This window comes from Parachitinimonas caeni (assembly GCF_030129945.1).
Lineage (GTDB): Bacteria > Pseudomonadota > Gammaproteobacteria > Burkholderiales > Chitinimonadaceae > Parachitinimonas > Parachitinimonas caeni.
Genome location: NZ_JARRAF010000008.1, coordinates 100798 through 122622 on the forward strand (window position 1 = coordinate 100798; position 21825 = coordinate 122622).

Genomic DNA, 21825 nt, shown 5'->3' on the forward strand with positions numbered 1-21825 from the left:
CTTGAGGCTGTTTGTTTTGGCGGTCAGCTCACAAGCGGTTTCAGATAAGCTTCGAGCTTGGCCTTGGTCAATCGACCAGCTACGACAGCAACCTTATTCCCCTTCGCATCAAAAATCAGCGTAAAGGGTAACCCGCCAACGCGATTTCCCTCGGCCCGCATCAGGTCTAGCGCATCTTGTTCTCCCAATAGAATCGGGTATTCGATCTTCAGTTCTTTCACGAACTTTTGCACTTCCGCCGGGTTGTCGATCGCTATGCCGACAAATCCGACCCGCTTTTCATACTGCTTGTGCAATTCCATGAATTCGGGCATTTCCTCACGGCAGGGTGCACACCAGGTAGCCCAGAAATTCAGCACCAATGGCTTACCTTTCCACTGGGACAAATCCTGCTTCTTACCCGCCAAGTCGGCAAACTTCTGCTGCCAGATTTTGGTCGCAGCGGACGAATCGGTCTTAGTCGCCGCTTTGTCCCGCAGTACAACGGCTGCCGTTGTGCCCAGTCCCATTGCAAAAGCCCCGACAGCCAACATCATCAAGATTTTTTTCATTCTTCAATCACAGTCCAAGTCCGTTACACACTTAGTTCGCCAGAATGTGCCAAAAGCACCAGTCCATCAAAGTCCTGCAGCGCGCAAGCTGGTTAAAAATGCTTCCGGCTCTTCAAAGCCAATGACTCGCTTGGACTGCAGCTGTCCCGCTTTGTCGTAAAACAGGGTGCCGGGTGGGCCAAACAAGCCGAAGCGAGCCAGCAGCGCCTTATCGGCATCGGAATTCGCAGTGACGTCTGCCTTGAGCAGCACGGCTGGGCGTAATGCCGCAATCACTTTGGGGTCAGTAAAGGTAAACCGCTCCATTTCCTTGCAGGACACGCACCAGTCGGCATAAAAATCGAGCATGACGGGCTTGCCTGCCGATCCGGCAATCGCAGCATCCAGCTCGGCCACACTGCGAATCGGCTGAAAGTGGAGCTCTGCCTCAGGCTTTACCATCCCTCCCCCGCCAAGCACTTTCAGTGGCTGCAGAGGATCGCGACTGCCGGCCAACAGGCCGACCACCAGGGCCAAACCGACCACAAGGCTCATCACTCCAGCAGCCTTCCACAATCGGCGCCAGCCCGAAGCTTGTGGTGGCAGACTATCCAACGCTTTCAGATAAACACCCGCCGCAATGGCCAAGCCCGCCCATGCCAGCATGGACAGCCACCCCGGTAACACTGGCTGGGCAATCCAGATCGCCACGACCAACATGATGGCACCAAACACATTTTTGACCGACGTCATCCATGCCCCGGCACGAGGCAAGGCATGGCCGCCCAACACCCCGACAACCAGCAATGGCAAGCCCAGCCCTAATGCCATGACGTAAAGAGCCAACCCACCACGCACCACGTCGCGGGAGGCCCCGATATAGCCCAGCGCTGCGGCCAAAGGGGGCGCCACGCACGGTCCTATGATGAGTGCCGACAAGGCCCCCATGAACAACACGGAAAGCCACTTGCCACCGCTGAAGCGATTGCTGGTGTCATTCAACCTGGATTGCAGTGCTGACGGCAGCTGCAAGTCGTACAGGCCAAACATCGACAAAGCCATCGCTACAAAGAACAAGGAAAAAGCCAGCAACACCCAAGGCTGTTGCAGCGCCGATGACAACATCGAGCCAGATAGTGCCGCCATCACACCTGCGGCCGCATAGGTAATTGCCATACCCTGCACATAAACAAAGCTCAGAGAGAATCCCTTGAGCTTGCTCACTGCCTTGCCTTGGCCAACGATGATGCCTGACACAATGGGAATCAGCGGATACATGCAGGCCGTAAATGCCAGCCCAACACCGGCCACAAAGAAAAAGCCCAGCAATGCCAGCAAATTCCCTTGGCGGAATAGCTGATCTGGCGCTGACTCCTGGCCTTTCCCTGTCAGCACCAACACAGGCGCTTTGGCGACAGTACTACCGACTTTGGAGGCGCCAGCCTGCCAGTTCAGCTTGATGGTCTGCGGCGGATAGCACACGCCAGCATCGGCACAGCCTTGCAACTTCAGGGACAATACGCCACCCGCTGGCAGTTCCGACTCGGCCCCCAGCTTGATTTCCACCAGATGCCGATAGGTTTCGACCTTGCCAAAGTACGGGTCTTCTTTCACCTTGCCGGGAGGAAACTGCGGGATCAGTTTGGTCGCTCCCCCCTCCACAGTAAATTGGAAGCGGTCCTTGTAAAGGTAGTAGCCCTCCGCAATCTCTACAGAGACGTGCAACGTTTTGGTATCCAGCCAGCCGAGAGTCGGCTTGAATGCTTGCTCGGGCGAGAGGAGTTCCGCCTCCGATACCGCCATGGCCCACATCGACCAGAATGAAATTAGCGTTGTCATGCACGCAAGCAGGAATTTTCTTGCCACAAATGTCTCCAAGGGCGATGCAGTCAGGTCAGATGGATGTGGGAGTAACCAGGGAAAACGTTTCGGCCCTTACCCAGTCGAAATACGCAGGCAAGCCGTCCACCAAGGGCAGCACAATCAGCTCGGGCACCTCATAAGGGTGCTGCTGCAGAATCAGAGACTGTAGTGCCGGATATGCACGCCCGGTGGTCTTGATCAGCAGAGGCAGTTCGGTTGCTGCTTCTACCTTGCCTTGCCAACGATAGATAGACCGTACAGGCGGCAAAACATTCACGCAGGCTGCCAATTGTTGCTCAACCAGCTGATGAGCGATGAGATCGGCGCAGGTGGCATCCGGCACATTGCAGAGTACTAAGATTATTGATTCAGAATCAGGTGACGACATGCGATTTTTATCTTTCATTCCTTTGGCCATTCTGGCCTTACCCGTCGCCGAGGTAGTGGCGTCGATTGCCCTGGCATCGCAGATCGGTGCAGGTGCTTTGGCGCTATGGTATTTGGCTAGTGCCCTGATCGGCATTGTGCTGCTGCGCCAATGGCGCATGGCAACAGCCTGGGCGCTATATAGCTCAATCAAACACTCGGAAGCCCCGATACGTCGCCTGCTGTGGGTGGCACGGGGTCTGATTGCCGCCTTGCTACTGGTTTTCCCCGGACCAGTCAGTGATGTCATCGCTCTATTGCTGCTACTGCCATGGAAACTCGGCAACACCACCGAACGGCAGGTGACTTCGGACATCATCGAGGGTGACTTTTCCAGAGTCGACCCCGCTCCAGTTAAAGCAAATCGTTTACCCTCGCTAGACTGACCCAGCCTTCATTCGGCAAACAGCGGTGCGGCACTCGCCACACCGCTGATCTCGACCAGCTTCTTTCTCGACAGTTCCCCCGAGACGATATTCACTCGGTGGCGTGGCACACCAAATTGGGCGGCCAGATAAGCCACCAACTGCTCGTTGGCCTTGCCATCAACAGGTGGTGCAGCCAGACGCAGCTTCAGGCTCTCGCCGTGCAAACCGGCAACTTCCGTACGCTTGGCACCCGGCTGGATGTGCAGGCTGAGGCGAACTCCACCTTCTACGACACGCCACCAGGTCATTGTGCAAACCAGAGTTGATTGAATAGCGTCAGCTCAATTCGCGTCAGCACGACTTGCAACAGCAACTGGATAGCAAGAATCAAAGCAACCGGACTCAGATCAACACCGGAGATCGTCGGCAGCAACTTACGAATCGGGCGCAGGAAGGGCTCTGTTAATCGGCTGAGCAGCGGAGTAAGCGGGTTGTAGGGACTTACCCAGGTCAGAACAGCCTGCACCAAGGTGGCCGCAAACAGGATATATAACGACAAGCGCATCAACTCCAATAAAGCCAGAGAGGATATACCTAGAGCGGCGATCGGATTGAGAAGGTTCACCGGCATCGGCATCAGCAGGATCAGGCAGATCTCCATCAGCAGTGCCGTAACATAGGCCAGTAACAGGGTAGCGGAGTCATAGCCAGCCACACTGGGCACCACTCTGCGAACCGGCACAACTATAAAATCTGTCAACTTGATGACAAATTGTGCGACCGGATGCCCGAAAGGTGCTCGCGCCACCTGCCAGTAAAAGCGCAGCAGCAGGCAAATCGCAAAAAACTCTGCCAAGTTCTTGATCAGAAAGTTCAGGGTATCAACGAGCATAAGCGTTCGATTCTCCAGTTGGTATTTTTTGTGTAGCGCGCATCCTACCAACCCCTCCTTCAAGGGCAAACCCTGCGCTAATCGTTTCATGCACAGGTGACGTGATCTGTGCTTTGCCAAAATCTGTCGGCTTGGCGCATTATGCCCCCGCCCGAGCGCTCAACTGTCACCCGCCAATGCAGAACACTTTGTTTCCCGGTCCCGGTGCCGCCCGGCTCAAGGAATTGATGAAAGTTGCCTGTCAGTCGGGAGACGCTGAACATCGGGAGTACCGACGAGGTCATGGACAAACTTGGTCCACAGACTCCCTATCACCCCATCCAAACAGCAAAACGGAGAAACGATTCATGAAAAAAATTTCTGTATTGGTCACTGCCCTCTGCGTGGCAATGCTGGCGGGCTGCGCTTATAAGCCTGGGCAAGAGCTGGACCTTAAGGAAGAGCCAGAGTTTCAAACGGGCAGTAATTTAGCCAGAAAATCACGCCCCGCCGCGCAAAAGGTAGATCCGAAGTCTATCGAATTAAGGGGCGTGCCCGAGCCTGCCAAGGGTAGTTCTCTTTGATTTGCACACAAACAAGACAGCAAAACAAAAAGCCCGTCAAAACGACGGGCTTTTTGTTTTTCATGGTCTCAACACCATCAATCCATTAATGGCGACCTTTGCCATCTAGGATACGCACCGCCTCAACTGCGATCGCTTTCTGATAGTTGCCGTAGGAATCAACCAAGGCAACTGCACCATCAGCATCCCGAGAGACAAACCGTGCCATCAACTCGGCAAAGAAACCATGCGCCCGCTTCAGTTCACTTTTCCCGGCCCGCAAAACCATATAGGAAGTACGGCGTGCCGTTGGCAGCAAGTCGTACAGCACCTGCTCGGCATAACGATTGCCAGCAAATGCGGTCATATTGTGAATAAACTGCGAACCCGTGTCGTAGAAACTCTCGACATCACCACTGTCTGCCGCCCGTTGCAAGTCCAGCACCAGCTGATGGAAAGGTGGCAGATCATCCGGCCGCCAATGGCGCGCCATATTCCCTGCCACCCGTTGCAGCAGCAATAGCCACAACTCATATAAAGCCTCGACGTCAGCCGTTGTCAGCCTCGACACCACTGCACCACGTCTGGGCAGGATCTCGACCAAGTGCCTGCGCTGCAGAATCAGCAACGCTTCCCGCACTGATCCACGGCTGACCGAAAGCTCGGAAGCTATTCGAAGTTCCTGAATTCTCTCGCCCGCAGGAAGATCCCCCACGACAATCTGATGTCCAAGGTACTGCGCAATCTGCTCGGTAAGCGGATCATTTGCCTTAAACACTTTCTCCCCCAATCACATGTAGTCAATTTTTGACGGTCGCTTAAGGGGCCGATTATAACTTAACGAAAAAAAAGGAAAAGTCTTGAATGAAAATATCTATAATTTAAGCAATCTCTAATAATCATTCAGCTTTTTTGGAACAAGTACACCCCCCACCCAGCAAAGCCAAGCTACTGCCGGAAAATTTGGAAAATTCCATATAAATCAATAAATTACCAAAATTCCAAAACGGCATCACAGGCCATACACAAGTACGAACCTAGCCGATTCAGCGCTCCTTGACGGCTGCCGCGCCAATAAATCACCAGTAGCGCCGCACCCACACTCCCATCCCTTGACCGTCAAAACTCACCGCAAGCGCCAGGAAACCCCAAGTAACTTCAAACAGATACATTAGTCTTTCCTTAATTAGCCTGCGATTGCTGACTTCCAGCCACTCAAACTGGATCATCGCCCCTTAGTACCCATGGTATTCAGCACAAGTCATGGCCGCGCCCGGCAATCAATTCAGGAGAAGCACCGCTTGGCGGCCAAAACTGCTGAACCAATCGCTGCTGATTGATCATTTGTTCTACGTTCACAACAAACTGAGATAGGCCAAATCTACTATCTATTCAACGCACCCAAACATTTTGTTCCCCTCCCCTCTACTTCTCATCCGGCATATTAACTTTATATAGGCATGCAACTATCGCTATTTATCCGTTTGGATCATGCAGCCAGTACATGCAGCACTAGCAAGCTTACATAGGCCATTCATCATTCTGCTTGAATAATCTGCATTGCCAGCTCCACATTAATACATCTTTAGGCCTAAATGACCCAAGATCAGTCAAGGATTAAGAACTTGTCGCGTTGAAATGACACCAGCCGCTCAAGAGCGGCTGGTGTGAAAACACTCAGGGCTACATGCTTACCGTCAGTTACGGAACCCCCCACCCTTCTGGATAACCGTGAGGTCTACAAATTTAGATTGGCTGTGATTGTGTGACGAGAAGCTCACCTTGAATCCACCAACGTCGTAACTATCAATCTTCTCCAAAGCAGCCATCAGACTCTCACGCGTCGGATTCAGCCCTGCCTTGCGCAATCCTTCTACAAACACTTTCGCAGCAATGAATCCCTCAAGGCTGGTAAATGACACTTGTGCTTTAGGCTGGAATTTCTGCATGGCTGCACGGTACTCGCGTACCACAGGTTGCACCTGCTCAAACGGGAATGGCATCACCTGGCTGATAACCACCCCGGCACCTTCATCCCCCAATTCTTCTGCCAGGGGCCGGCTACCCACGAAGGACACGTTATAGAACTGGGCAGAGGCGCCATGAGCCAGCATTTCCTTGATAAAGGCTGCACACGATTTATAAGCGCTGACCATGATTACTGCTTCTGGCTTCACGGCGCTCAATTTCGCCACCGCATCTTTCACATTGGTTGAGTTACGCTCAACCGTTGCAGTAGCAGCCAGCTGCATCCCTCGCCTTTCAAGCGCCTGCTCGACACCACTTAACCCAGCCTTGCCATAACTGTCATTCTGGTAAAAGACCGCAATGCGTTTCAGATTCAAGCCCAAAGAGTGACGCACAATTTTCTCAGTCTCGTCGCTGTACCCGGCACGGATATTGAAGATATAGCGATTGAACGGGCTACGCAGTGCATCTGCTCCCGTAAATGGAGCAAAAAATGGCACCTTCGCCTCGGTAAACACTGGCTGGGAGGCCAAGCTGGTTGGCGTGCCCACATAGCCAAACAATGCGAATACTTTGTCTTGTTCAATGAGCTTTCGGGTATTGCCAGCGGCTTTTTCCGGCTCATAGCCATCATCCAGGCTAATCAGCTCGATTGTCCTGCCATTTACACCCCCTGCAGCATTCACCTGAGAGAAGTACGCATTCGCGCCATCGCGCATCTCTGTGCCAAGCAATTTTGCAGGTCCAGTCAGTGCAGCGGATTGCCCAATGACAACCTTATCGGCTGTTACGCCATTCTCTGCCCAAGCCAGAGTGCCAGCCAGTGCCGAGGCAGCCAGCAACATACGAGATATAAGTAGTGCGTTCATAAGATACCTCCGTTCAATCCATAAGAAGTCACTGATTCTGATTTGTTAAACTTAATCCTCAGAAAATCCGATTACAAGAATGCAATAGCGGTAAACACTGACTTCCGGACGGGCGGTATACACACATCAAGCAAGCGCTTGAAATTTATTAAATCGTTGTACTATCAGTGAAATATTGCCAATCAAAACCTCCAAGAACTGCCAGACAAGTTCTGTGGGTAAGTCAAAACCATCACACCACAAAGAAGCAAGTATTTTGAATAAGCCTATACGCAGCGCCGCTATCAACTCGAATTTTGGCGTTAACAGGTATAGCGCTGCGGTCATGGCAGGGGGAGACGATCCTGCCAAGATACGGATTGAGATACGGTCACAAAGCGTCGAAAGATCGGGGCTTGCACTTCCTCGCCATGCAGCAATTTCCTGCCATCAAATTCGGATCGACCATATTGCCAAGCAACCCAATAATTCAAATGTCATTGTTCAGTTTCGATTCAGCCTCAATCCGGATAATCCGTTTTCATAGAACGCACCAACCGGTGCCTGTCGAGATGACCGTAAGGGAGAATTGAAATGATGAACAAGTCGATGCTGATTGGGATGATTGCAGGTGGCGTAGCCGTAGTATCCGTGGGAGCTGCTGCTGGTTATAAAGCACTGAAAGGCCCAGAGTTCGCAGATGTGGTGAGCGTGGACCCGGTAAAGGTGGCGCAGAAGCAACCACATCAGGAATGCCGTCAGGTGAAGGTCACTCATGTACGCCCAGTAAAAGACTCAGACCGGATCACCGGCACCGTAATTGGTGGCTTGCTCGGGGGAGCGCTTGGCAATCAGGTTGGCGGTGGGGACGGCCGCAAGCTGGCTACCGTTGCAGGGATTGTTGGAGGGGGTTATGCCGGGAACCGCATACAGAAAAGCATGCAGGATAGTGATCGCTACACCACCACAGAAGAGCGCTGCAAGACCATCAATGAAACCGTGGAAAAGGTAGTGGGTTACGATGTGAAGTACCGTCTGGATGGCAATGTCGGCATGGTCAGAATGGATCATCTGCCTGCCGATCGAATCCCGGTCAAGGATGGACAGTTAGTACTCAATCAATACACGCCCGTACAACATCTCAACTAACCACTGCAGTGAGGCTCTGTTGACGTGTTGCCTTCAGATCGCGTTCGCTGGATTTGGGCCTGATGCACGGCAAGAAGTACCCTGATTGGCCATAAGTCAGGCGATTTTCTTCTGGACGTACAGGCTGTAAGGCTTGCGATGCAAGCCTTACAGCCTGACAGTCAACACCGCAACAGACTCCAGTCCGGCGAAATCCTCCGTCCCCGCAAGGGAATGCCCTAGCAGTAAGCCACTCTGCGGCAACCGTAACGCAAAGCCGGGGTCGAACTTTGGGCTAGCGCGTCATTAGGGTTCGATTATTTCGCTCGCTCAACTATCCTCGCCCTATCCCCAATTCGTCCCGACGCGACCGGAAGCAAAACCTCATCGGAACCTCGCTCAATCAGATCTGCCACCCCGGCTGGCGTGGGTATGTGCTGACAATCCCCCCACTCATCGCTTACGCTGACACCCTTGCAAAAAGGGCGATCAATGAACACTTCTCCAATCCGTTGTGGCTGGGCCAATCCAGCCAACCCGTTGTACCTCTCGTACCACGACGACGAATGGGGCGTTCCGTGCCACGACGACCGCCATCTGTTTGAGATGTTGATACTGGAAGGCGCACAAGCAGGATTGTCATGGGAAACCATCCTGAATAAGCGGGAAGCCTATCGCGCAGCATTTGACCATTTCGATGCCGAGAAAATCGCGCACTACGACGGCACACAACAAAGCCTGCTCCTACAAAATGCTGGCATCGTCCGTAACCGCTTGAAAATTGCGGCCGCCATCGCCAACGCCCAGGCTTATCTGAAACTAAGAGATTCCGGAATCAGCCTGGACCAATATCTATGGCAATTTGTCGATGGTCAGCCCATTCAAAATGCCTGGTCGCAATCCACTGCCAGCCCCACATCGACACCACTTTCCGACGCCATATCGAAAGATCTGAAGAAACGCGGCTTCAAATTCGTGGGAACAACCATTATCTATGCCTATATGCAGGCAGTCGGTCTGGTAAACGATCACTGCATCGACTGCTTCCGTCACCAACCCGTCCGGAAACTTGCCAATGCCTGAAATTCTTGCCGCCGTCGAGCAACAAACTAGTCCCAACCCCGAATGGAGTGTCATCTGGATGCACGGCCTGGGCGCGGATGGCTATGACTTTGCCTCCATCGTCCCAGCCCTCCAACTGCCCGACACTCCGGGCATCCGCTTCGTCTTTCCGCATGCCCCGATGATGCCGATCACCTGCAACAATGGTTATGTCATGCGCGCCTGGTACGACATCATCCGTTTCGATGACATCAATCGCCACGCCGACGAAGCCGGCATTCAAGACTCGCTCACGGCTATTCGAGCCTTGATTGCGAGGGAAAACGAGCGGGGAATTCCATGTGAGCGCATCATCATTGCTGGATTCTCGCAAGGCGGTGCCATGGCTTATACCGTCGGCTTGACCCACCCACAAAAGCTGGCTGGCATCATCGCCCTCTCCACCTATATTCCAAGCCTTGCGCTGCTCGCATCCCAGCAATCGGCAGCAAATCGCCAGACGCCGGTATTCGCCGCGCACGGAGACTTCGATCCCGTTGTGCCGATTCAGCTCGGCGATCTGGCAAAGAACCACGTTGCCTCACTCGGCAATCCTTTGGAGTGGTATCGCTACCCGATTCAGCACGGAGTCAACGACGCGGAAATCCTGGCTATCGGTCAGTGGATCAAGGCGCGCCTTGGCGCATAGCACATAACAGTTATTGGCACCAAGACACAGGCCGGCATTTGCCGGCCTCTTTTCTGCACCACTTGCAACTCGAACAGCGGCGCCGCTTAAGCTCTGCGGACGTCTGGTTTTCGGTCGCGCCGGGCCGAGTTCTTGGAAGACGCTAGGCAGGGTAAGCGCGGTTTAGCAGGCTAAATAAACGAACTCTAGGACGCCATGCCCCCGGTCTTGCGGGGACACAGGATTTCGTCGGATTTGGGCCTGATGCAAGGCGAGAAGCGCGCCGCTTAGTGGACTAAGCAAAAGATCATTTACGCGGCAGCAGGCCCAAACCCGACGAAACGCGATCCGAAAACAAAACGTCAACAGAGCCTAAAGCTCCGGCGTCAGGATGGTCGGCCCGGAAGGCTCAACCGGCGTCGGGTAGTCCCTGCTGAAATGTAGTCCTCGACTCTCGTGCCTCGCTTGGGCGCAGCGAACGATCAAATCTGCCGTCTGCACCAGATTACGTAGCTCAATCAGGTCATTCCCGACGCGGAAATTGCTGTAGTAATCGTCAATCTCGTCTGTCAGCAACTTGATGCGGTGCTGCGCACGCTCCAGTCGCTTGTTGGTACGAACAATTCCGACGTAATCCCACATGAAACGTCTTAACTCATCCCAGTTGTGCGAGATCACAATCTCCTCGTCCGGATCGGTCACCCGGCTTTCATCCCACTCCGGTACTGCGCAGGTAGCGGCAGGCTGGCTAGCCAAAATCTCCGCCGCCGCAGCGCGGCCCAGCACCATGCATTCCAGCAGAGAATTACTTGCCAGCCGGTTCGCACCATGCAAGCCGGTATAAGCCACTTCCCCAATGGCATACAGATTGGCCAAGTCCGTGCGCCCCTGCAAATCGGTCACCAGCCCCCCGCAGGTGTAATGCGCCGCCGGCACGACAGGAATCGGCTCGCGCGTTATATCTATACCTAGTTCCAGACAGCGCTGATATATGTTAGGGAAATGTTCGGTAATGAACTTGGCGGGCTTGTAAGAAATATCCAGATACACGCAATCGACGCCATGCTTCTTCATCTCGAAGTCGATGGCGCGCGCCACAATGTCACGCGGCGCCAGTTCAGCCCTTGAGTCATGGTCCGGCATGAAGCGGGTTCCATCCGGCAAGCGCAAAATCCCCCCCTCACCGCGTACCGCTTCGGTAATCAGAAATGACTTGGCGTGAGGGTGATACAGGCAAGTCGGGTGAAACTGGATGAACTCCATATTTGCCACCCGGCAGCCGGCACGCCATCCCATGGCGATCCCATCGCCCGTCGCAATGTCCGGGTTCGTCGTGTAGAGGTAAACCTTGCCAGCCCCTCCAGTCGCCAACACCACGTGATCGGCCACCATGGTTTCGACCTTATCGGTTGACTTATCAAACACATAAGCCCCGAGACAACGATTCTCCTGCTGCCCCAGCTTGCGGGCGGTGATCAAATCAATGGCAATGCGATGTTCCAGCAACTGGATATTAGGATGCGCCCTCACCTTGCTAGCCAGCGTTGACACAACCGCCTCACCCGTTGCGTCCGCCGCGTGAATGATACGGCGGTGACTATGCCCACCTTCCCGGGTCAAATGAAAGCCCGTCTCATGCTGTTCATCACGGGTAAATGGCACACCAAGCTCAATCAACCAGTCAATTGCCGATTTAGCGTTTTCAACAATAAAGCGGGTGGTTTGAGGATCGGTAATCCCCGCCCCTGCCACCAAGGTGTCTTGAATATGCGACTCAATCGAATCATGGTTATCCAACACCGCCGCAATCCCACCCTGGGCCCAGTTACTGGAGCCATCCGACAGCTCACATTTGGTAACCAATGCGACTTTCTTGGTATCGGCCAGATGTAGCGCAAGCGTCATTCCTGCCAACCCAGACCCTATGATCAAGACCTCATAACGGTGCATCGTAAATCCTTGCCAATCGTAAGATGGGCCGACTATAGCAGAGCAGACAATTTCGATTGAACCTTTAGCCTCGCTGACAATCAGAATCACCCAGAGGCAATCAATTGCAAAAAGGCCACACTGCGACGTTCCAATTCACGTTTTGAATCGACTTGGCGCTAAACTGCCGGCCTGCGTCGCCAAGGCATATAGACAGACAAAGCTTTCAGCTGCCCAACTCTTACTAGAATTGATGATGAGGCGGCGAAGCAACAAACCGCAGGCCTACAAAGACAGGACACATCGCCAGCCGGCAATCCCACTGCCGGATCAAGCCAGGGAGGCAGGCGATGTCGTCATAACGATAATCAAATCAGCGGAGCCACTAACTCTGGCCCGCCCCAACCGTCGCGCGAAGATCTTTACACCGCCGTGTTGCCATCACGCCGGTATAAAGGCCGGTTCTTGTCTTTGCCAGGCAATAGCGTCGCGTTCAGATCGGTGCCAAGGGGAGCAAGCGATGGCAAGTGATCGGGATATCGATCAGGAATTGGTCGTCCGCGTGCAACGCGGCGACAAGAAGGCTTTCGAGCTTCTGGTGAACAAATATCACCGGAAGATTGCAAGACTACTCTCACGGATGATCCGTGATCAGGCGGAAATCGAGGATGTAACACAGGAGGCCTTTATCAAGGCTTATCGTGCAATCCCTTCATTTCGCGGAGAGAGTGCGTTTTATACATGGCTATACCGGATCGCGATTAATACTGCCAAGAATTACCTGGCATCCATGGGCCGTCGCCCCACGCTCTCAACCGAGTACGAGGATGACGAGGGGGAAACTCTGGATGCCGCAGCGCAGATTCCTGATCTCAATACGCCAGAGACAGAACTGATGAACAGGCAGATTGTCTCAACGGTAAATGAAGCCGTTGAGGCGCTGCCTGAAGAACTCAGAACCGCCATCACCCTGCGTGAAATGGAGGGGCTCAGTTATGAAGACATTGCAACAGTCATGAACTGCCCCATCGGAACGGTGCGGTCTAGAATTTTCCGGGCGCGCGAGGCAATCGCGACACAATTGCGACCTTTGCTCGATACGGTCAGCACAAACAAAAGGTGGTAAGCATGCAAGAAAAACTTTCGGCACTCATGGACAACGAATGGGAAGATCATGAGCTCGACGCCATGCTCAAGACTCTCTGCAACGAAGACGGTCAGCGCTACTGGCAGGAATATCACGCCATCTCTGACGCCCTACGTACCGAGCCAGCGATGTCGTCAGACTTCATGACTCGCTTTTCCGCCAAGCTGGATGCCGAGCCCGTCGTCATAGCACCGAACGCCATCCGTCAGCGTAGCGCCACCTGGCAGCCCAAGCGACGCTGGATAGCCTTGTCGGCCGCCGCCTCGGTCATGGTGGTGGCAAGCGCCGCATGGATCGTCAACCGCCAGTCCACAGACATCCAGCCTACCCTCGCACCAGCATCGGTTGTCGCAAGCGCGCCTGCCGCGAATGAAGTGAGTGTGGCGCCCTATCTGCTGGCTCACCATGAAACTCTTGGCAACCCCAGCTGGAATGGCAGACTTGCGATGAAGGCAGGCCTTGAAGTTCGCCGTCCTGCTGTCAAGCAACAATAACCGAGGTTTTCGTCGATGATGTTACGATCCGGCCTATGTGGCCTGGCGTTGGTGGTTTCTGTTGCCTACGCCAGCGAAACGACCACGGCGCAAACTGGCCAGCAGCTCAATCCATTTGAGGCCGCCAACGTCCTGCGCCGCATCAATACCGCAGCTCGCAACCTCAATTACAGCGGTGTCTACCTCTACCAGCAGGCAGATCACCTGGAGTCTTTGCGACTGGTTCACTACGCCGATGGCAATGGTGAACAGGAAAAGCGTGAGTCTTTAGATGGCCCGCCCAGAGAATTCATCCGCAACAATGACCAGATTGTTTGCTATCGCCCCGATACCAAGCCAATTGCGCTGGATCGGCGCACTGCCAACAAGTTTTTCCCCGGCATCATTCCAGACCAGATTGCCGATGTCGTGGCCAACTACAACTTGCGGCAGCTTGAAAACGAGAGAGTAGCAGGCTATGAAACTCAGGTCTTGATACTCGAACCTCGCGACAAACTGCGGCACCCACATAAGCTCTGGATCGAACCCAGCTCCGGCCTGCTGCTAAAAACCAGCATGCTAAACAGCCAGAAGGCTGGAATTGTTGAACAATTCACCTTTACTCAGTTGCAAATTGGCGGGTCCATCGACAAGCGCGCGCTACGTCCCAGCATAGGCGGTCGCGCCAGCCTTGCTGAGTTGGCACAACCCAAGGCTGACCAGGCGCCCGATTCAAACTGGGAAGTAAGAAATGTCCCAACCGGCTTCCGCCTGATCAAAGAAGTACGGCGCCAATTACCGGGCAAGAGTCAGCCCGTCGTGCAATACGTATATAGCGATGGCTTGGCTACCGTTTCAGTCTTCATCGAACCCTTGGCTGCAGGCGCTACGTCCGGCCAAGCCAAACAGGGATCCCTCAACGTATACGCACGCCAAAGCAGCGGATACCAGATCACCGCTCTGGGCGAGGTGCCAGAACAGACCGTCCAGATGTTCACCCACGCCTTCATCTTGCGCTAACCCCCCCGATACTTGAAAAGCCGGCCAGGTGCCCAAAACATTAGGGCGCTTGGCCAAGTTCTGTTGGCTGCGAATCCCCATTCAGCCCCCTTGCACTCGTCAGTGCAAAGCATGAGGTGTTTGGGAGTGGATCACATGCGACCACAACCATCAAAAAGCGGGAACTTCACAGCTTTTGGCTACTCAAAGCACTCATATCGCGCAATATCGACGATTTTTTATTTACACATAATCCCTTTTGCTACATACGAGAGAAGGAATTCAAACCATGATGAAAACGGTACTGACTGCAGCCTTGTTTGCCATCGGCCTTTCAAGCTGCAGTGAAGCGGCAAGTCCGTCCAAGGTTCAGAACGTACCCACGCCGGCCCCCGCAGCGGCACTCCCCGCAGCAGCCAGCGCAACGCCACTGGTTACAGGACTTCCAGACTTCACCGCGCTGGTAGAGAAAGAAGGCAAAGCCGTTGTAAACATCAGCACCACACAAGTTATCCGCCGCAATCAGCGGCTTCAGCGATTTGAAGACGACGACGATGGATTTGACATTTTTCGTCGCTTCGGCTTCCCAGCCCCGCCACGTTCGCAACCCCAACCTCGCACAGAACGCGCGCAGTCACTTGGATCAGGCTTCATCATTGAATCAGATGGTTACATCCTGACAAACGCTCACGTCATTGCCGATGCAGATGAAATCAAGGTCAAGCTGGCAGACAAACGTGAATTCAAGGCAAAAGTGATTGGCTCAGATGCCCGCACTGACGTCGCCGTACTCAAAATCGATGCCAAAAACTTACCCACCGTTGACCTTGGCTCAAGCCAGAAGCTGAAGGTCGGCGAATGGGTCGTTGCCATTGGCTCGCCCTACGGCCTGGAAAACACCGTGACAGCCGGCATCGTCAGCGCAACCAAGCGTGACCTGCCCGATGAAAGTTACGTTCAGATGATCCAGACCGATGCCGCCGTTAACCCAGGCAACTCTGGCGGACCACTTTTCAACATGTACGGCGAGGTTATCGGTATCAATGCCCAGATTTACAGCCGCTCCGGCGGGTATATGGGCCTGTCCTTTGCTATCCCGATTGATGACGCCAAGCTTGTGGTCGAGCAACTGCGCGACAAAGGCAAAGTCACCCGAGGCCGCATTGGCGTCGGTATTCAGGAAGTCTCTCAAGACATGGCAACCGCACTTGGCCGGGACAACACAAATGGTGCCTTGATCAGCAATATCGAAGCCGATGGCCCGGCCGCCAAAGCCGGCTTGCAAAATGGCGACATCATTGTGAAATTCAACGGTCAGGGTATTGGCAAGTCATCCGACCTGCCTCGGATCGTCGGATCAGCCAAACCTGGCTCCAGCGTACCGGTCGAAGTCTGGCGCGACAAAGCCAGCAAGACCTTTACAATCAAAGTGGGCGAAATGGAACAAGCCTCGGAAGGCCGCTCCGCCGAACGTGAGTACCGCGGCAAGCAGCAGGAGAATGCTTTCAGCAAGCCGGGCCTGACTGTAGAACCAGCAGACCCACGCTTACTCAAGCAACTGAATCAAAGGCAATTTGACATCAAATTCGCCCTGCAGGTCCGCAATGTTGATGGCCCCGCAGCACGAGCAGGCATCCAGCCTGGTGACCTGATAGTTGGTGTTGGTAGCGACGAGCTTAAGTCGTTGAAGCAGCTGGAGGACGCCTTCAGCAAGGCCAAACCCGGCAGTGCTGTTGCCCTGCGGCTGATTCGCGGAGGACAGCTGTCACTATATGTTGCAGTGACCCTTCCCAAAAAAGGCGATGAAGAGTGAGCCTACCCAGACTCACCCTTTACGGCAGAGAGTACTGTAGCCTGTGCCAGGATATGCTGGCACAGCTACGTTCCCTGACAGATTCCCTGCAGTTTGAGTTGAATTGGGTGGATATTGACGATGAAGACGCTCTGGAAGACAAGTATGGACAACTCGTACCAGCCTTGGTTGGCGAGCGCGAGGAAATTATCTGCTTCTACCACCTCAACCGACGGCAGTTAGATGCCTATCTGGGGAAAATCCGCTAGAATCCGTGGTTTGTGAAAGTGGGCACGCACGACGTGCCCATTTTTCTTTGTCGCCTTCGTACTCACGCGCATCCTATGAAACACATACGCAACTTCTCGATCATTGCTCACATTGACCACGGCAAATCCACCCTGGCGGACCGTTTCATCCAATTCTGCGGCGGGCTGGAACTTCGCGAAATGAGCGAACAGGTTCTTGATTCGATGGATATCGAGAAGGAGCGCGGCATTACCATCAAAGCCCAGACCGCCGCCCTGCAATACAAGGCTCGGGATGGGGAAATCTACAACCTGAACCTCATTGACACCCCTGGCCACGTTGACTTCAGCTATGAAGTCAGTCGATCGCTAGCAGCCTGCGAAGGTGCTCTGCTGGTCGTTGATGCCTCACAAGGGGTTGAAGCCCAAACAGTAGCCAACTGCTATACCGCCATTGAACAGGGTGTAGAAGTTGTTGCGGTACTTAACAAGATCGACCTACCTGCCGCCGAGCCTGAACGCGTCATTGAAGAAATCGAAGATATTGTCGGTATCGAAGCCACCGATGCGGTACGCGCCTCTGCCAAAAATGGCATCGGCATCGAAGACATTCTGGAAGCAGTGGTCGCAAAAGTCCCTGCGCCAGAAGGTAATCCAGAAGGCCCGCTCAAAGCACTGATTATCGACTCCTGGTTCGATAACTACGTCGGCGTCGTCATGTTGGTGCGGGTAGTGGACGGCGAGATCAAGCCCAAAGACAAGCTTCTATTCATGTCAACCAAGGCACAGCACCTGTGCGAACAGGTCGGCGTGTTTACCCCTAAGTCCATGCAACGTGACGCTTTGAAGGCTGGCGAAGTTGGTTTCGTCATTGCTGGCATCAAGGAACTCGCCTCCGCCAAAGTTGGCGATACCATTACCCACGTCAAGCCTGCTGCAACTGACCCTCTACCGGGCTTCAAAGAAGTCAAATCGCAGGTCTTTGCAGGCTTGTATCCCGTAGAGTCTCACGACTATGACGCATTACGCGATAGTCTGGAGAAACTGAAACTCAACGACGCATCCCTGCATTTTGAACCGGAAGTTTCCCAAGCACTCGGCTTTGGCTTCCGCTGTGGCTTTCTTGGCTTGCTGCATCTGGAAATTGTACAGGAGCGGCTGGAGCGTGAATTCGACATGGATCTCATTACCACTGCACCGACAGTGGTTTACCAGGTCCTGATGAAAGATGGCGAATTACTCGAAGTCGAAAATCCTTCTCGCCTACCTGATCTATCCAAAATTGACGAGATTCGTGAACCGATTATTACTGCCACAATTCTGGTACCACAGGACTATGTTGGCGCAGTCATGACCCTATGCAATCAAAAGCGGGGTGCACAACGTAATATGCAATACATGGGCAGGCAGGTCATGCTGACCTATGACTTGCCAATGGCCGAGGTTGTCATGGATTTCTTTGACAAACTCAAGTCTGTCAGCCGTGGGTACGCCTCACTTGATTACGATTTCAAAGAATTCCGGGCTGATGACCTGGTGAAACTAGATGTGCTCGTTAATAGCGAACGAGTCGATGCATTGAGTTTGATCGTTCACCGTGCAACCAGTATTTATCGTGGTCGTGAATTGGTTTCAAAAATGCGCGAGTTAATTCCGCGCCAGATGTTTGATATTGCCATTCAGGCGGCAATTGGTGCACATATTATTGCCCGGGAAACCGTCAAGGCTATGCGCAAAGATGTATTGGCCAAATGTTATGGTGGCGATATTACTCGAAAGAAAAAGCTGCTGGAGAAACAGAAAGCCGGTAAAAAGCGCATGAAGCAGGTCGGGAATGTTGAAATTCCACAAGAAGCTTTCCTAGCCATTCTGCAAGTGAGTGACAAATAAATGAACTGGAATTTGGTATCCATAGCTGCTGCAGTGGTGGGACCGGGACTGATTATCGCGTCCCGCAAATCCAGCAAGCCCATTTTTGATGCGGAACAGCTTACTACCACAGCATTTATCGGATACTTCATGCTCCTGGCTGGCGGCTGGGGGGTGTCTTCGCTCTTTTTTAATGCCAGTGACACTTTTTTTGTCATGACCCTGGTGCCTGCACTAATGGCAATCGCCGCAAAAACTCGCGGCTATCAGGCAAAAGCCAATACCAAACCATTGCCAGATTGGGCGGCCTTTGCATTGGCAAATTTTGCAGTATTACTGGCGATTGGGGTTCTAAAGCAATTTATCGTCGAACCTCTGCGCGTTCCTTCCAGCTCAATGCGGCCCAATTTGATTGTGGGTGACTTCATTCTGACCAGCAAGTTTAGTTATGGTATACGCCTGCCATTTTCCAATCAGGTCATCTTACCGATTGGCAATCCGGCAAGGGGCGATGTCATGGTATTCAGATACCCCAACGATCCAACCACCAACTTTGTGAAACGTGTAATTGGCTTGCCTGGTGACACGGTCGAATATCGGGAGAAACGCCTGACTGTCAATGGTAAAGCCGTCCCAACCCAATCTGACGGCGAATACAGCTACATTGGTGACAGTGGTCGCCCCACGACTTCCAAGCAGTTTCTTGAGCAGCTAGGCACCCACCGTTACCCAACACTCAATCTGCCCTTGAATCCGACGCTTAATCCGCTCGCTGTTCAAGACTTTCCGGGCCGGGAAAAAAATTGCAAATATTCTTTTGAAGGTTTTGCCTGCACCGTACCGGCTGGACATTATTTAGCCCTGGGAGATAACCGAGATGAAAGTGCAGATAGTCGTTATTGGGGATTTGTCCCAGAAAAATACATCGTCGGCCGAGCATTTTTGATCGGCTGGAGTATTGGCGACTTCAAACGCCTGGGTCATCAGATAAATTAAAATAACGTCAATTACACAGCTATCATGAATTGGATATACATTTTTATTGGTGCGATTTTCATCGGCGCCGTATTGGCAATCCAGGGCCAAAAAAGTGAGCGCAAAGGCAATGAGCCTCCTCCATTAGTCCAAAGTGGCTATCTGGCAATCGTAATCGGAATTTTTGGTTTGCTTGCCCAGGTATTAACTCTTAGTGCTGTTTTATTGATATTCGTGGTGGCTTCTGGAATCATTGCCGCTATAGAGAAATTCATGTTAGCCCCCAAACGGGCGGCAAGCAGCCCCCAACCAGATTGGGTTGAATACGGGTCAGGTTTATTTCCGATTCTTTTAGTTGTCTTTCTATTACGCTCATTCCTGATTGAACCTTTTCAGATTCCATCCAGTTCTATGCGCCCTGGCTTGGTTGTTGGGGATTTTATTCTTGTCAACAAATTCACCTACGGAATTCGAGTACCGGTACTTAACAATATTTTGATCTCAGTAAACAAGCCTGCCCACGGCGATGTAATGGTATTTATTAATCCAAAGAACACCTCCCAAAACTATATTAAACGCGTCATCGGACTGCCTGGTGACAAGGTGGAATACAAGAATAAGCAGCTTAGCATCAATGGCAAACCCGTCCCTCGAGAGGAAGGGCCTGCATATTCCTACATGGAGCAGGATAGAGGCTTGCAGGCACTGACCACTCATAGCTTCTATGAGAATTTTGAAGGGAAACATTATGCGACCCTAATCAGGCCAGATGCGCCAACCTACGATCTTGGGCAAGTTCAGAGCTTTTCAAATCGTGACAACTGTCAATACAATGACGATGGGTTTAGCTGCGTTGTTCCATCCAACCACTACTTTATGATGGGTGACAATCGGGATGGCAGCCTCGATAGCCGCTACTGGGGATTTGTCCCTGATGATCACATCGTAGGCAAGGCTTTCTTTATCTGGCTCAGTCTGGCCGATTTCGGCCGAATTGGCACCGTAATCCGTTGACAGGAGTTATTCAAAGTGCGCAAACAGCTTGGATTCAGTTTCACTAATTTTATCCTGATCGCCATTGTTGCAGCTTTTCTGGTTCTGACTTTCTTTAAAGTCGTTCCCGTTTACTCGGAATATTTCTCGATCAAATCGGCGATCGGTAAAGTTTCAAAAGAAAAGTCTGGTGCCCCAATGGCAGATATTCGACAGGCATTCGATCGCTATGCAGAAATTGAGTACTTCAAATCTGTAAAGGGAGAAGACTTGGAAATCCTTCAGGAAAATGGTGCCGTTAGCATCAGCGTTGAATATCAAAAGAAGGTGCCACTGGTTGCGAATATTAGCCTGCTGTTCGATTTCCGAATCGAAGACAAAGGCAAAGGCGGAGAGTAATCATACAAGTGAATCTAGACATTTCTCGCCTACTGCAGCTTCTGGGCCATCAATTTTCAACGCCCAGTTTGCTTCAGCAAGCATTAACACACCGAAGCTTTGGCCAGCCGCATAACGAGCGGCTGGAATTTCTTGGTGACGCCATTCTCAGTGCAGTATCCGCGCGTTTGCTTTTCGATGCTTTTCCACGTATGTCAGAAGGAGAGCTTTCGCGCCTTCGTGCAAGCCTTGTCAAAAAGGAGTCTTTGGCCGAGCTTGCTTCTGAGCTTGGCTTGGGCAGCCTGATGTGGATGGGCGAAGGAGAAGTGAAAAGTGGCGGACAGAAGCGCCCATCTATCCTTGCAGATGCTTTGGAGGCCATTTTTGCGGCAGTGTATCTGGATGCTGGCTACGAAGCTGCATATCAAGTCATAAGCCGGGTCTTGCGCCCCAAGATCGAACAGCTGGATCCGGAGACGCACGGCAAAGACCCCAAGACCCGTTTACAGGAATGGCTTCAGGCCCATCGCCACCCGTTACCAGAGTATTTGATACTCCATCAGAAAGGCGATGCGCACGACCAGCAGTTTGAAGTTGAATGCCGACTGCCAGGACTATCCATCGTCAGTCGAGGACATGGCCCTAGCCGTCGCGCTGCGGAACAGGTTGCGGCGGAGGTTGCTTTGTCTTCACTCCCCAGAAGCCCCAAGCGTTAATACTTGCACGTT

The 21825-nt window shown here is 52.8% G+C and carries 23 protein-coding genes; 15 read left to right on the forward strand and 8 right to left on the reverse strand.

Annotated features, from left to right (window positions below; all coding sequences use genetic code 11):
• Positions 1 to 23 precede the first annotated feature (23 nt).
• The 3 genes from PZA18_RS09155 to cutA form a co-directional block, all read right to left on the reverse strand.
• Positions 24 to 551, reverse strand: a complete 528-nt coding sequence (locus PZA18_RS09155; protein WP_284100524.1) for a TlpA family protein disulfide reductase — start codon at positions 549 to 551, stop codon at positions 24 to 26.
• A gap of 66 nt (positions 552 to 617) precedes the next feature.
• Positions 618 to 2396, reverse strand: a complete 1779-nt coding sequence (gene dsbD / locus PZA18_RS09160) for a protein-disulfide reductase DsbD (RefSeq protein ID WP_284100525.1) — start codon at positions 2394 to 2396, stop codon at positions 618 to 620.
• A gap of 28 nt (positions 2397 to 2424) precedes the next feature.
• Positions 2425 to 2781, reverse strand: a complete 357-nt coding sequence (gene cutA, locus PZA18_RS09165; RefSeq protein ID WP_284100526.1) for a divalent-cation tolerance protein CutA — start codon at positions 2779 to 2781, stop codon at positions 2425 to 2427.
• On the opposite strand from cutA, the gene PZA18_RS09170 reads away from it, so the two are divergent.
• The gene (locus PZA18_RS09170; protein WP_284100527.1) at positions 2780 to 3205 is read left to right on the forward strand and encodes an FxsA family protein; all 426 of its coding nucleotides are present in this window, start codon (positions 2780 to 2782) and stop codon (positions 3203 to 3205) included. The genes cutA and PZA18_RS09170 overlap by 2 nt on opposite strands.
• Positions 3206 to 3213: 8 nt before the next feature.
• On the opposite strand, the gene PZA18_RS09175 is transcribed toward PZA18_RS09170, so the two are convergent.
• Both PZA18_RS09175 and PZA18_RS09180 read right to left on the reverse strand, forming a co-directional pair.
• Positions 3214 to 3495 carry a DUF167 domain-containing protein gene (locus tag PZA18_RS09175; protein WP_284100528.1) on the reverse strand — a complete coding sequence of 94 codons (282 nt, stop codon included), beginning with the start codon at positions 3493 to 3495 and terminating at the stop codon, positions 3214 to 3216.
• Entirely contained in the window at positions 3492 to 4142 is a 651-nt protein-coding gene (locus tag PZA18_RS09180) for a YggT family protein (RefSeq protein WP_284100529.1), read from the reverse strand. Before PZA18_RS09180 ends, PZA18_RS09175 begins: the two co-directional genes overlap by 4 nt.
• Positions 4143 to 4426: 284 nt before the next feature.
• Between PZA18_RS09180 and PZA18_RS09185 the strand changes: the two genes are divergently transcribed.
• Entirely contained in the window at positions 4427 to 4642 is a 216-nt protein-coding gene (locus tag PZA18_RS09185) for a hypothetical protein (RefSeq protein ID WP_284100530.1), read from the forward strand.
• 85 nt (positions 4643 to 4727) lie between these two features.
• Here the strand turns inward: PZA18_RS09185 and PZA18_RS09190 are convergent, their stop codons facing one another.
• Positions 4728 to 5399, reverse strand: a complete 672-nt coding sequence (locus PZA18_RS09190) for a GntR family transcriptional regulator (RefSeq protein ID WP_284100531.1) — start codon at positions 5397 to 5399, stop codon at positions 4728 to 4730.
• Between the two features lie 919 nt (positions 5400 to 6318).
• Positions 6319 to 7458, reverse strand: coding sequence for an ABC transporter substrate-binding protein (locus PZA18_RS09195; protein ID WP_284100532.1), 1140 nt, complete (start codon positions 7456 to 7458; stop codon positions 6319 to 6321).
• Positions 7459 to 8031: 573 nt separating this feature from the next.
• Here PZA18_RS09195 and PZA18_RS09200 point away from each other — a divergent pair.
• The 3 genes from PZA18_RS09200 (at position 8032) to PZA18_RS09210 (ending at position 10315) form a co-directional block, all read left to right on the forward strand.
• Positions 8032 to 8586, forward strand: a complete 555-nt coding sequence (locus PZA18_RS09200; protein ID WP_284100533.1) for a glycine zipper 2TM domain-containing protein — start codon at positions 8032 to 8034, stop codon at positions 8584 to 8586.
• A gap of 471 nt (positions 8587 to 9057) precedes the next feature.
• Positions 9058 to 9648 carry a DNA-3-methyladenine glycosylase I gene (locus PZA18_RS09205; RefSeq protein WP_284100534.1) on the forward strand — a complete coding sequence of 197 codons (591 nt, stop codon included), beginning with the start codon at positions 9058 to 9060 and terminating at the stop codon, positions 9646 to 9648.
• On the forward strand, positions 9641 to 10315 hold the full coding sequence (locus tag PZA18_RS09210) for an alpha/beta hydrolase (protein WP_284100535.1): 675 nt from the start codon (positions 9641 to 9643) through the stop codon (positions 10313 to 10315). Before PZA18_RS09205 ends, PZA18_RS09210 begins: the two co-directional genes overlap by 8 nt.
• 351 nt (positions 10316 to 10666) lie before the next feature.
• Here the strand turns inward: PZA18_RS09210 and nadB are convergent, their stop codons facing one another.
• Positions 10667 to 12244, reverse strand: coding sequence for an L-aspartate oxidase (gene nadB / locus PZA18_RS09215; protein ID WP_284100536.1), 1578 nt, complete (start codon positions 12242 to 12244; stop codon positions 10667 to 10669).
• A gap of 499 nt (positions 12245 to 12743) precedes the next feature.
• Between nadB and rpoE the strand changes: the two genes are divergently transcribed.
• The 10 genes from rpoE to rnc all read left to right on the forward strand — a co-directional run bounded on the left by rpoE (position 12744) and on the right by rnc (position 21813).
• Positions 12744 to 13349 (forward strand): RNA polymerase sigma factor RpoE, encoded by a 606-nt coding sequence (gene rpoE / locus PZA18_RS09220; protein ID WP_284100537.1) that lies wholly within the window; start codon positions 12744 to 12746, stop codon positions 13347 to 13349.
• 2 nt (positions 13350 to 13351) lie between these two features.
• Positions 13352 to 13864, forward strand: coding sequence for a sigma-E factor negative regulatory protein (locus tag PZA18_RS09225; protein ID WP_284100538.1), 513 nt, complete (start codon positions 13352 to 13354; stop codon positions 13862 to 13864).
• Positions 13865 to 13879: 15 nt separating this feature from the next.
• Complete coding sequence (locus PZA18_RS09230) at positions 13880 to 14863, forward strand: MucB/RseB C-terminal domain-containing protein (RefSeq protein WP_284100539.1); 984 nt, start codon at positions 13880 to 13882, stop codon at positions 14861 to 14863.
• A gap of 268 nt (positions 14864 to 15131) precedes the next feature.
• On the forward strand, positions 15132 to 16655 hold the full coding sequence (locus PZA18_RS09235) for a DegQ family serine endoprotease (RefSeq protein ID WP_284100540.1): 1524 nt from the start codon (positions 15132 to 15134) through the stop codon (positions 16653 to 16655).
• Entirely contained in the window at positions 16652 to 16903 is a 252-nt protein-coding gene (locus tag PZA18_RS09240; RefSeq protein WP_284100541.1) for a glutaredoxin family protein, read from the forward strand. The genes PZA18_RS09235 and PZA18_RS09240 overlap by 4 nt, the downstream gene beginning before the upstream one ends.
• 75 nt (positions 16904 to 16978) lie before the next feature.
• Complete coding sequence (gene lepA, locus PZA18_RS09245; protein WP_284100542.1) at positions 16979 to 18772, forward strand: translation elongation factor 4; 1794 nt, start codon at positions 16979 to 16981, stop codon at positions 18770 to 18772.
• Positions 18773 to 19747, forward strand: a complete 975-nt coding sequence (lepB, locus tag PZA18_RS09250; protein ID WP_284100543.1) for a signal peptidase I — start codon at positions 18773 to 18775, stop codon at positions 19745 to 19747.
• Between the two features lie 24 nt (positions 19748 to 19771).
• Positions 19772 to 20740: a signal peptidase I gene (gene lepB / locus PZA18_RS09255; protein ID WP_284100544.1), complete on the forward strand. Its 969-nt coding sequence runs from the start codon at positions 19772 to 19774 to the stop codon at positions 20738 to 20740.
• Between the two features lie 15 nt (positions 20741 to 20755).
• Positions 20756 to 21118, forward strand: coding sequence for a DUF4845 domain-containing protein (locus PZA18_RS09260; RefSeq protein ID WP_284100545.1), 363 nt, complete (start codon positions 20756 to 20758; stop codon positions 21116 to 21118).
• A gap of 8 nt (positions 21119 to 21126) precedes the next feature.
• Complete coding sequence (rnc, locus tag PZA18_RS09265; RefSeq protein WP_284100546.1) at positions 21127 to 21813, forward strand: ribonuclease III; 687 nt, start codon at positions 21127 to 21129, stop codon at positions 21811 to 21813.
• The last annotated feature ends 12 nt before the right edge of the window (positions 21814 to 21825 follow it).

Bases quoted from the DNA above. Each gene is read 5' to 3' on its own strand.
- PZA18_RS09230 (WP_284100539.1), top strand. From the start codon at position 13,880: ATGATGTTACGATCCGGCCTATGTGGCCTGGCGTTGGTGGTTTCTGTT.
- PZA18_RS09200 (WP_284100533.1), top strand. From the start codon at position 8,032: ATGATGAACAAGTCGATGCTGATTGGGATGATTGCAGGTGGCGTAGCC.
- PZA18_RS09225 (WP_284100538.1), top strand. From the start codon at position 13,352: ATGCAAGAAAAACTTTCGGCACTCATGGACAACGAATGGGAAGATCAT.
- PZA18_RS09175 (WP_284100528.1), bottom strand. From the start codon at position 3,495: ATGACCTGGTGGCGTGTCGTAGAAGGTGGAGTTCGCCTCAGCCTGCAC.
- PZA18_RS09205 (WP_284100534.1), top strand. From the start codon at position 9,058: ATGAACACTTCTCCAATCCGTTGTGGCTGGGCCAATCCAGCCAACCCG.
- PZA18_RS09235 (WP_284100540.1), top strand. From the start codon at position 15,132: ATGATGAAAACGGTACTGACTGCAGCCTTGTTTGCCATCGGCCTTTCA.
- nadB (WP_284100536.1), bottom strand. From the start codon at position 12,244: ATGCACCGTTATGAGGTCTTGATCATAGGGTCTGGGTTGGCAGGAATG.
- lepA (WP_284100542.1), top strand. From the start codon at position 16,979: ATGAAACACATACGCAACTTCTCGATCATTGCTCACATTGACCACGGC.
- rpoE (WP_284100537.1), top strand. From the start codon at position 12,744: ATGGCAAGTGATCGGGATATCGATCAGGAATTGGTCGTCCGCGTGCAA.
- lepB (WP_284100543.1), top strand. From the start codon at position 18,773: ATGAACTGGAATTTGGTATCCATAGCTGCTGCAGTGGTGGGACCGGGA.
- PZA18_RS09155 (WP_284100524.1), bottom strand. From the start codon at position 551: ATGAAAAAAATCTTGATGATGTTGGCTGTCGGGGCTTTTGCAATGGGA.
- cutA (WP_284100526.1), bottom strand. From the start codon at position 2,781: ATGTCGTCACCTGATTCTGAATCAATAATCTTAGTACTCTGCAATGTG.
- PZA18_RS09170 (WP_284100527.1), top strand. From the start codon at position 2,780: ATGCGATTTTTATCTTTCATTCCTTTGGCCATTCTGGCCTTACCCGTC.
- PZA18_RS09195 (WP_284100532.1), bottom strand. From the start codon at position 7,458: ATGAACGCACTACTTATATCTCGTATGTTGCTGGCTGCCTCGGCACTG.
- PZA18_RS09185 (WP_284100530.1), top strand. From the start codon at position 4,427: ATGAAAAAAATTTCTGTATTGGTCACTGCCCTCTGCGTGGCAATGCTG.
- lepB (WP_284100544.1), top strand. From the start codon at position 19,772: ATGAATTGGATATACATTTTTATTGGTGCGATTTTCATCGGCGCCGTA.
- PZA18_RS09210 (WP_284100535.1), top strand. From the start codon at position 9,641: ATGCCTGAAATTCTTGCCGCCGTCGAGCAACAAACTAGTCCCAACCCC.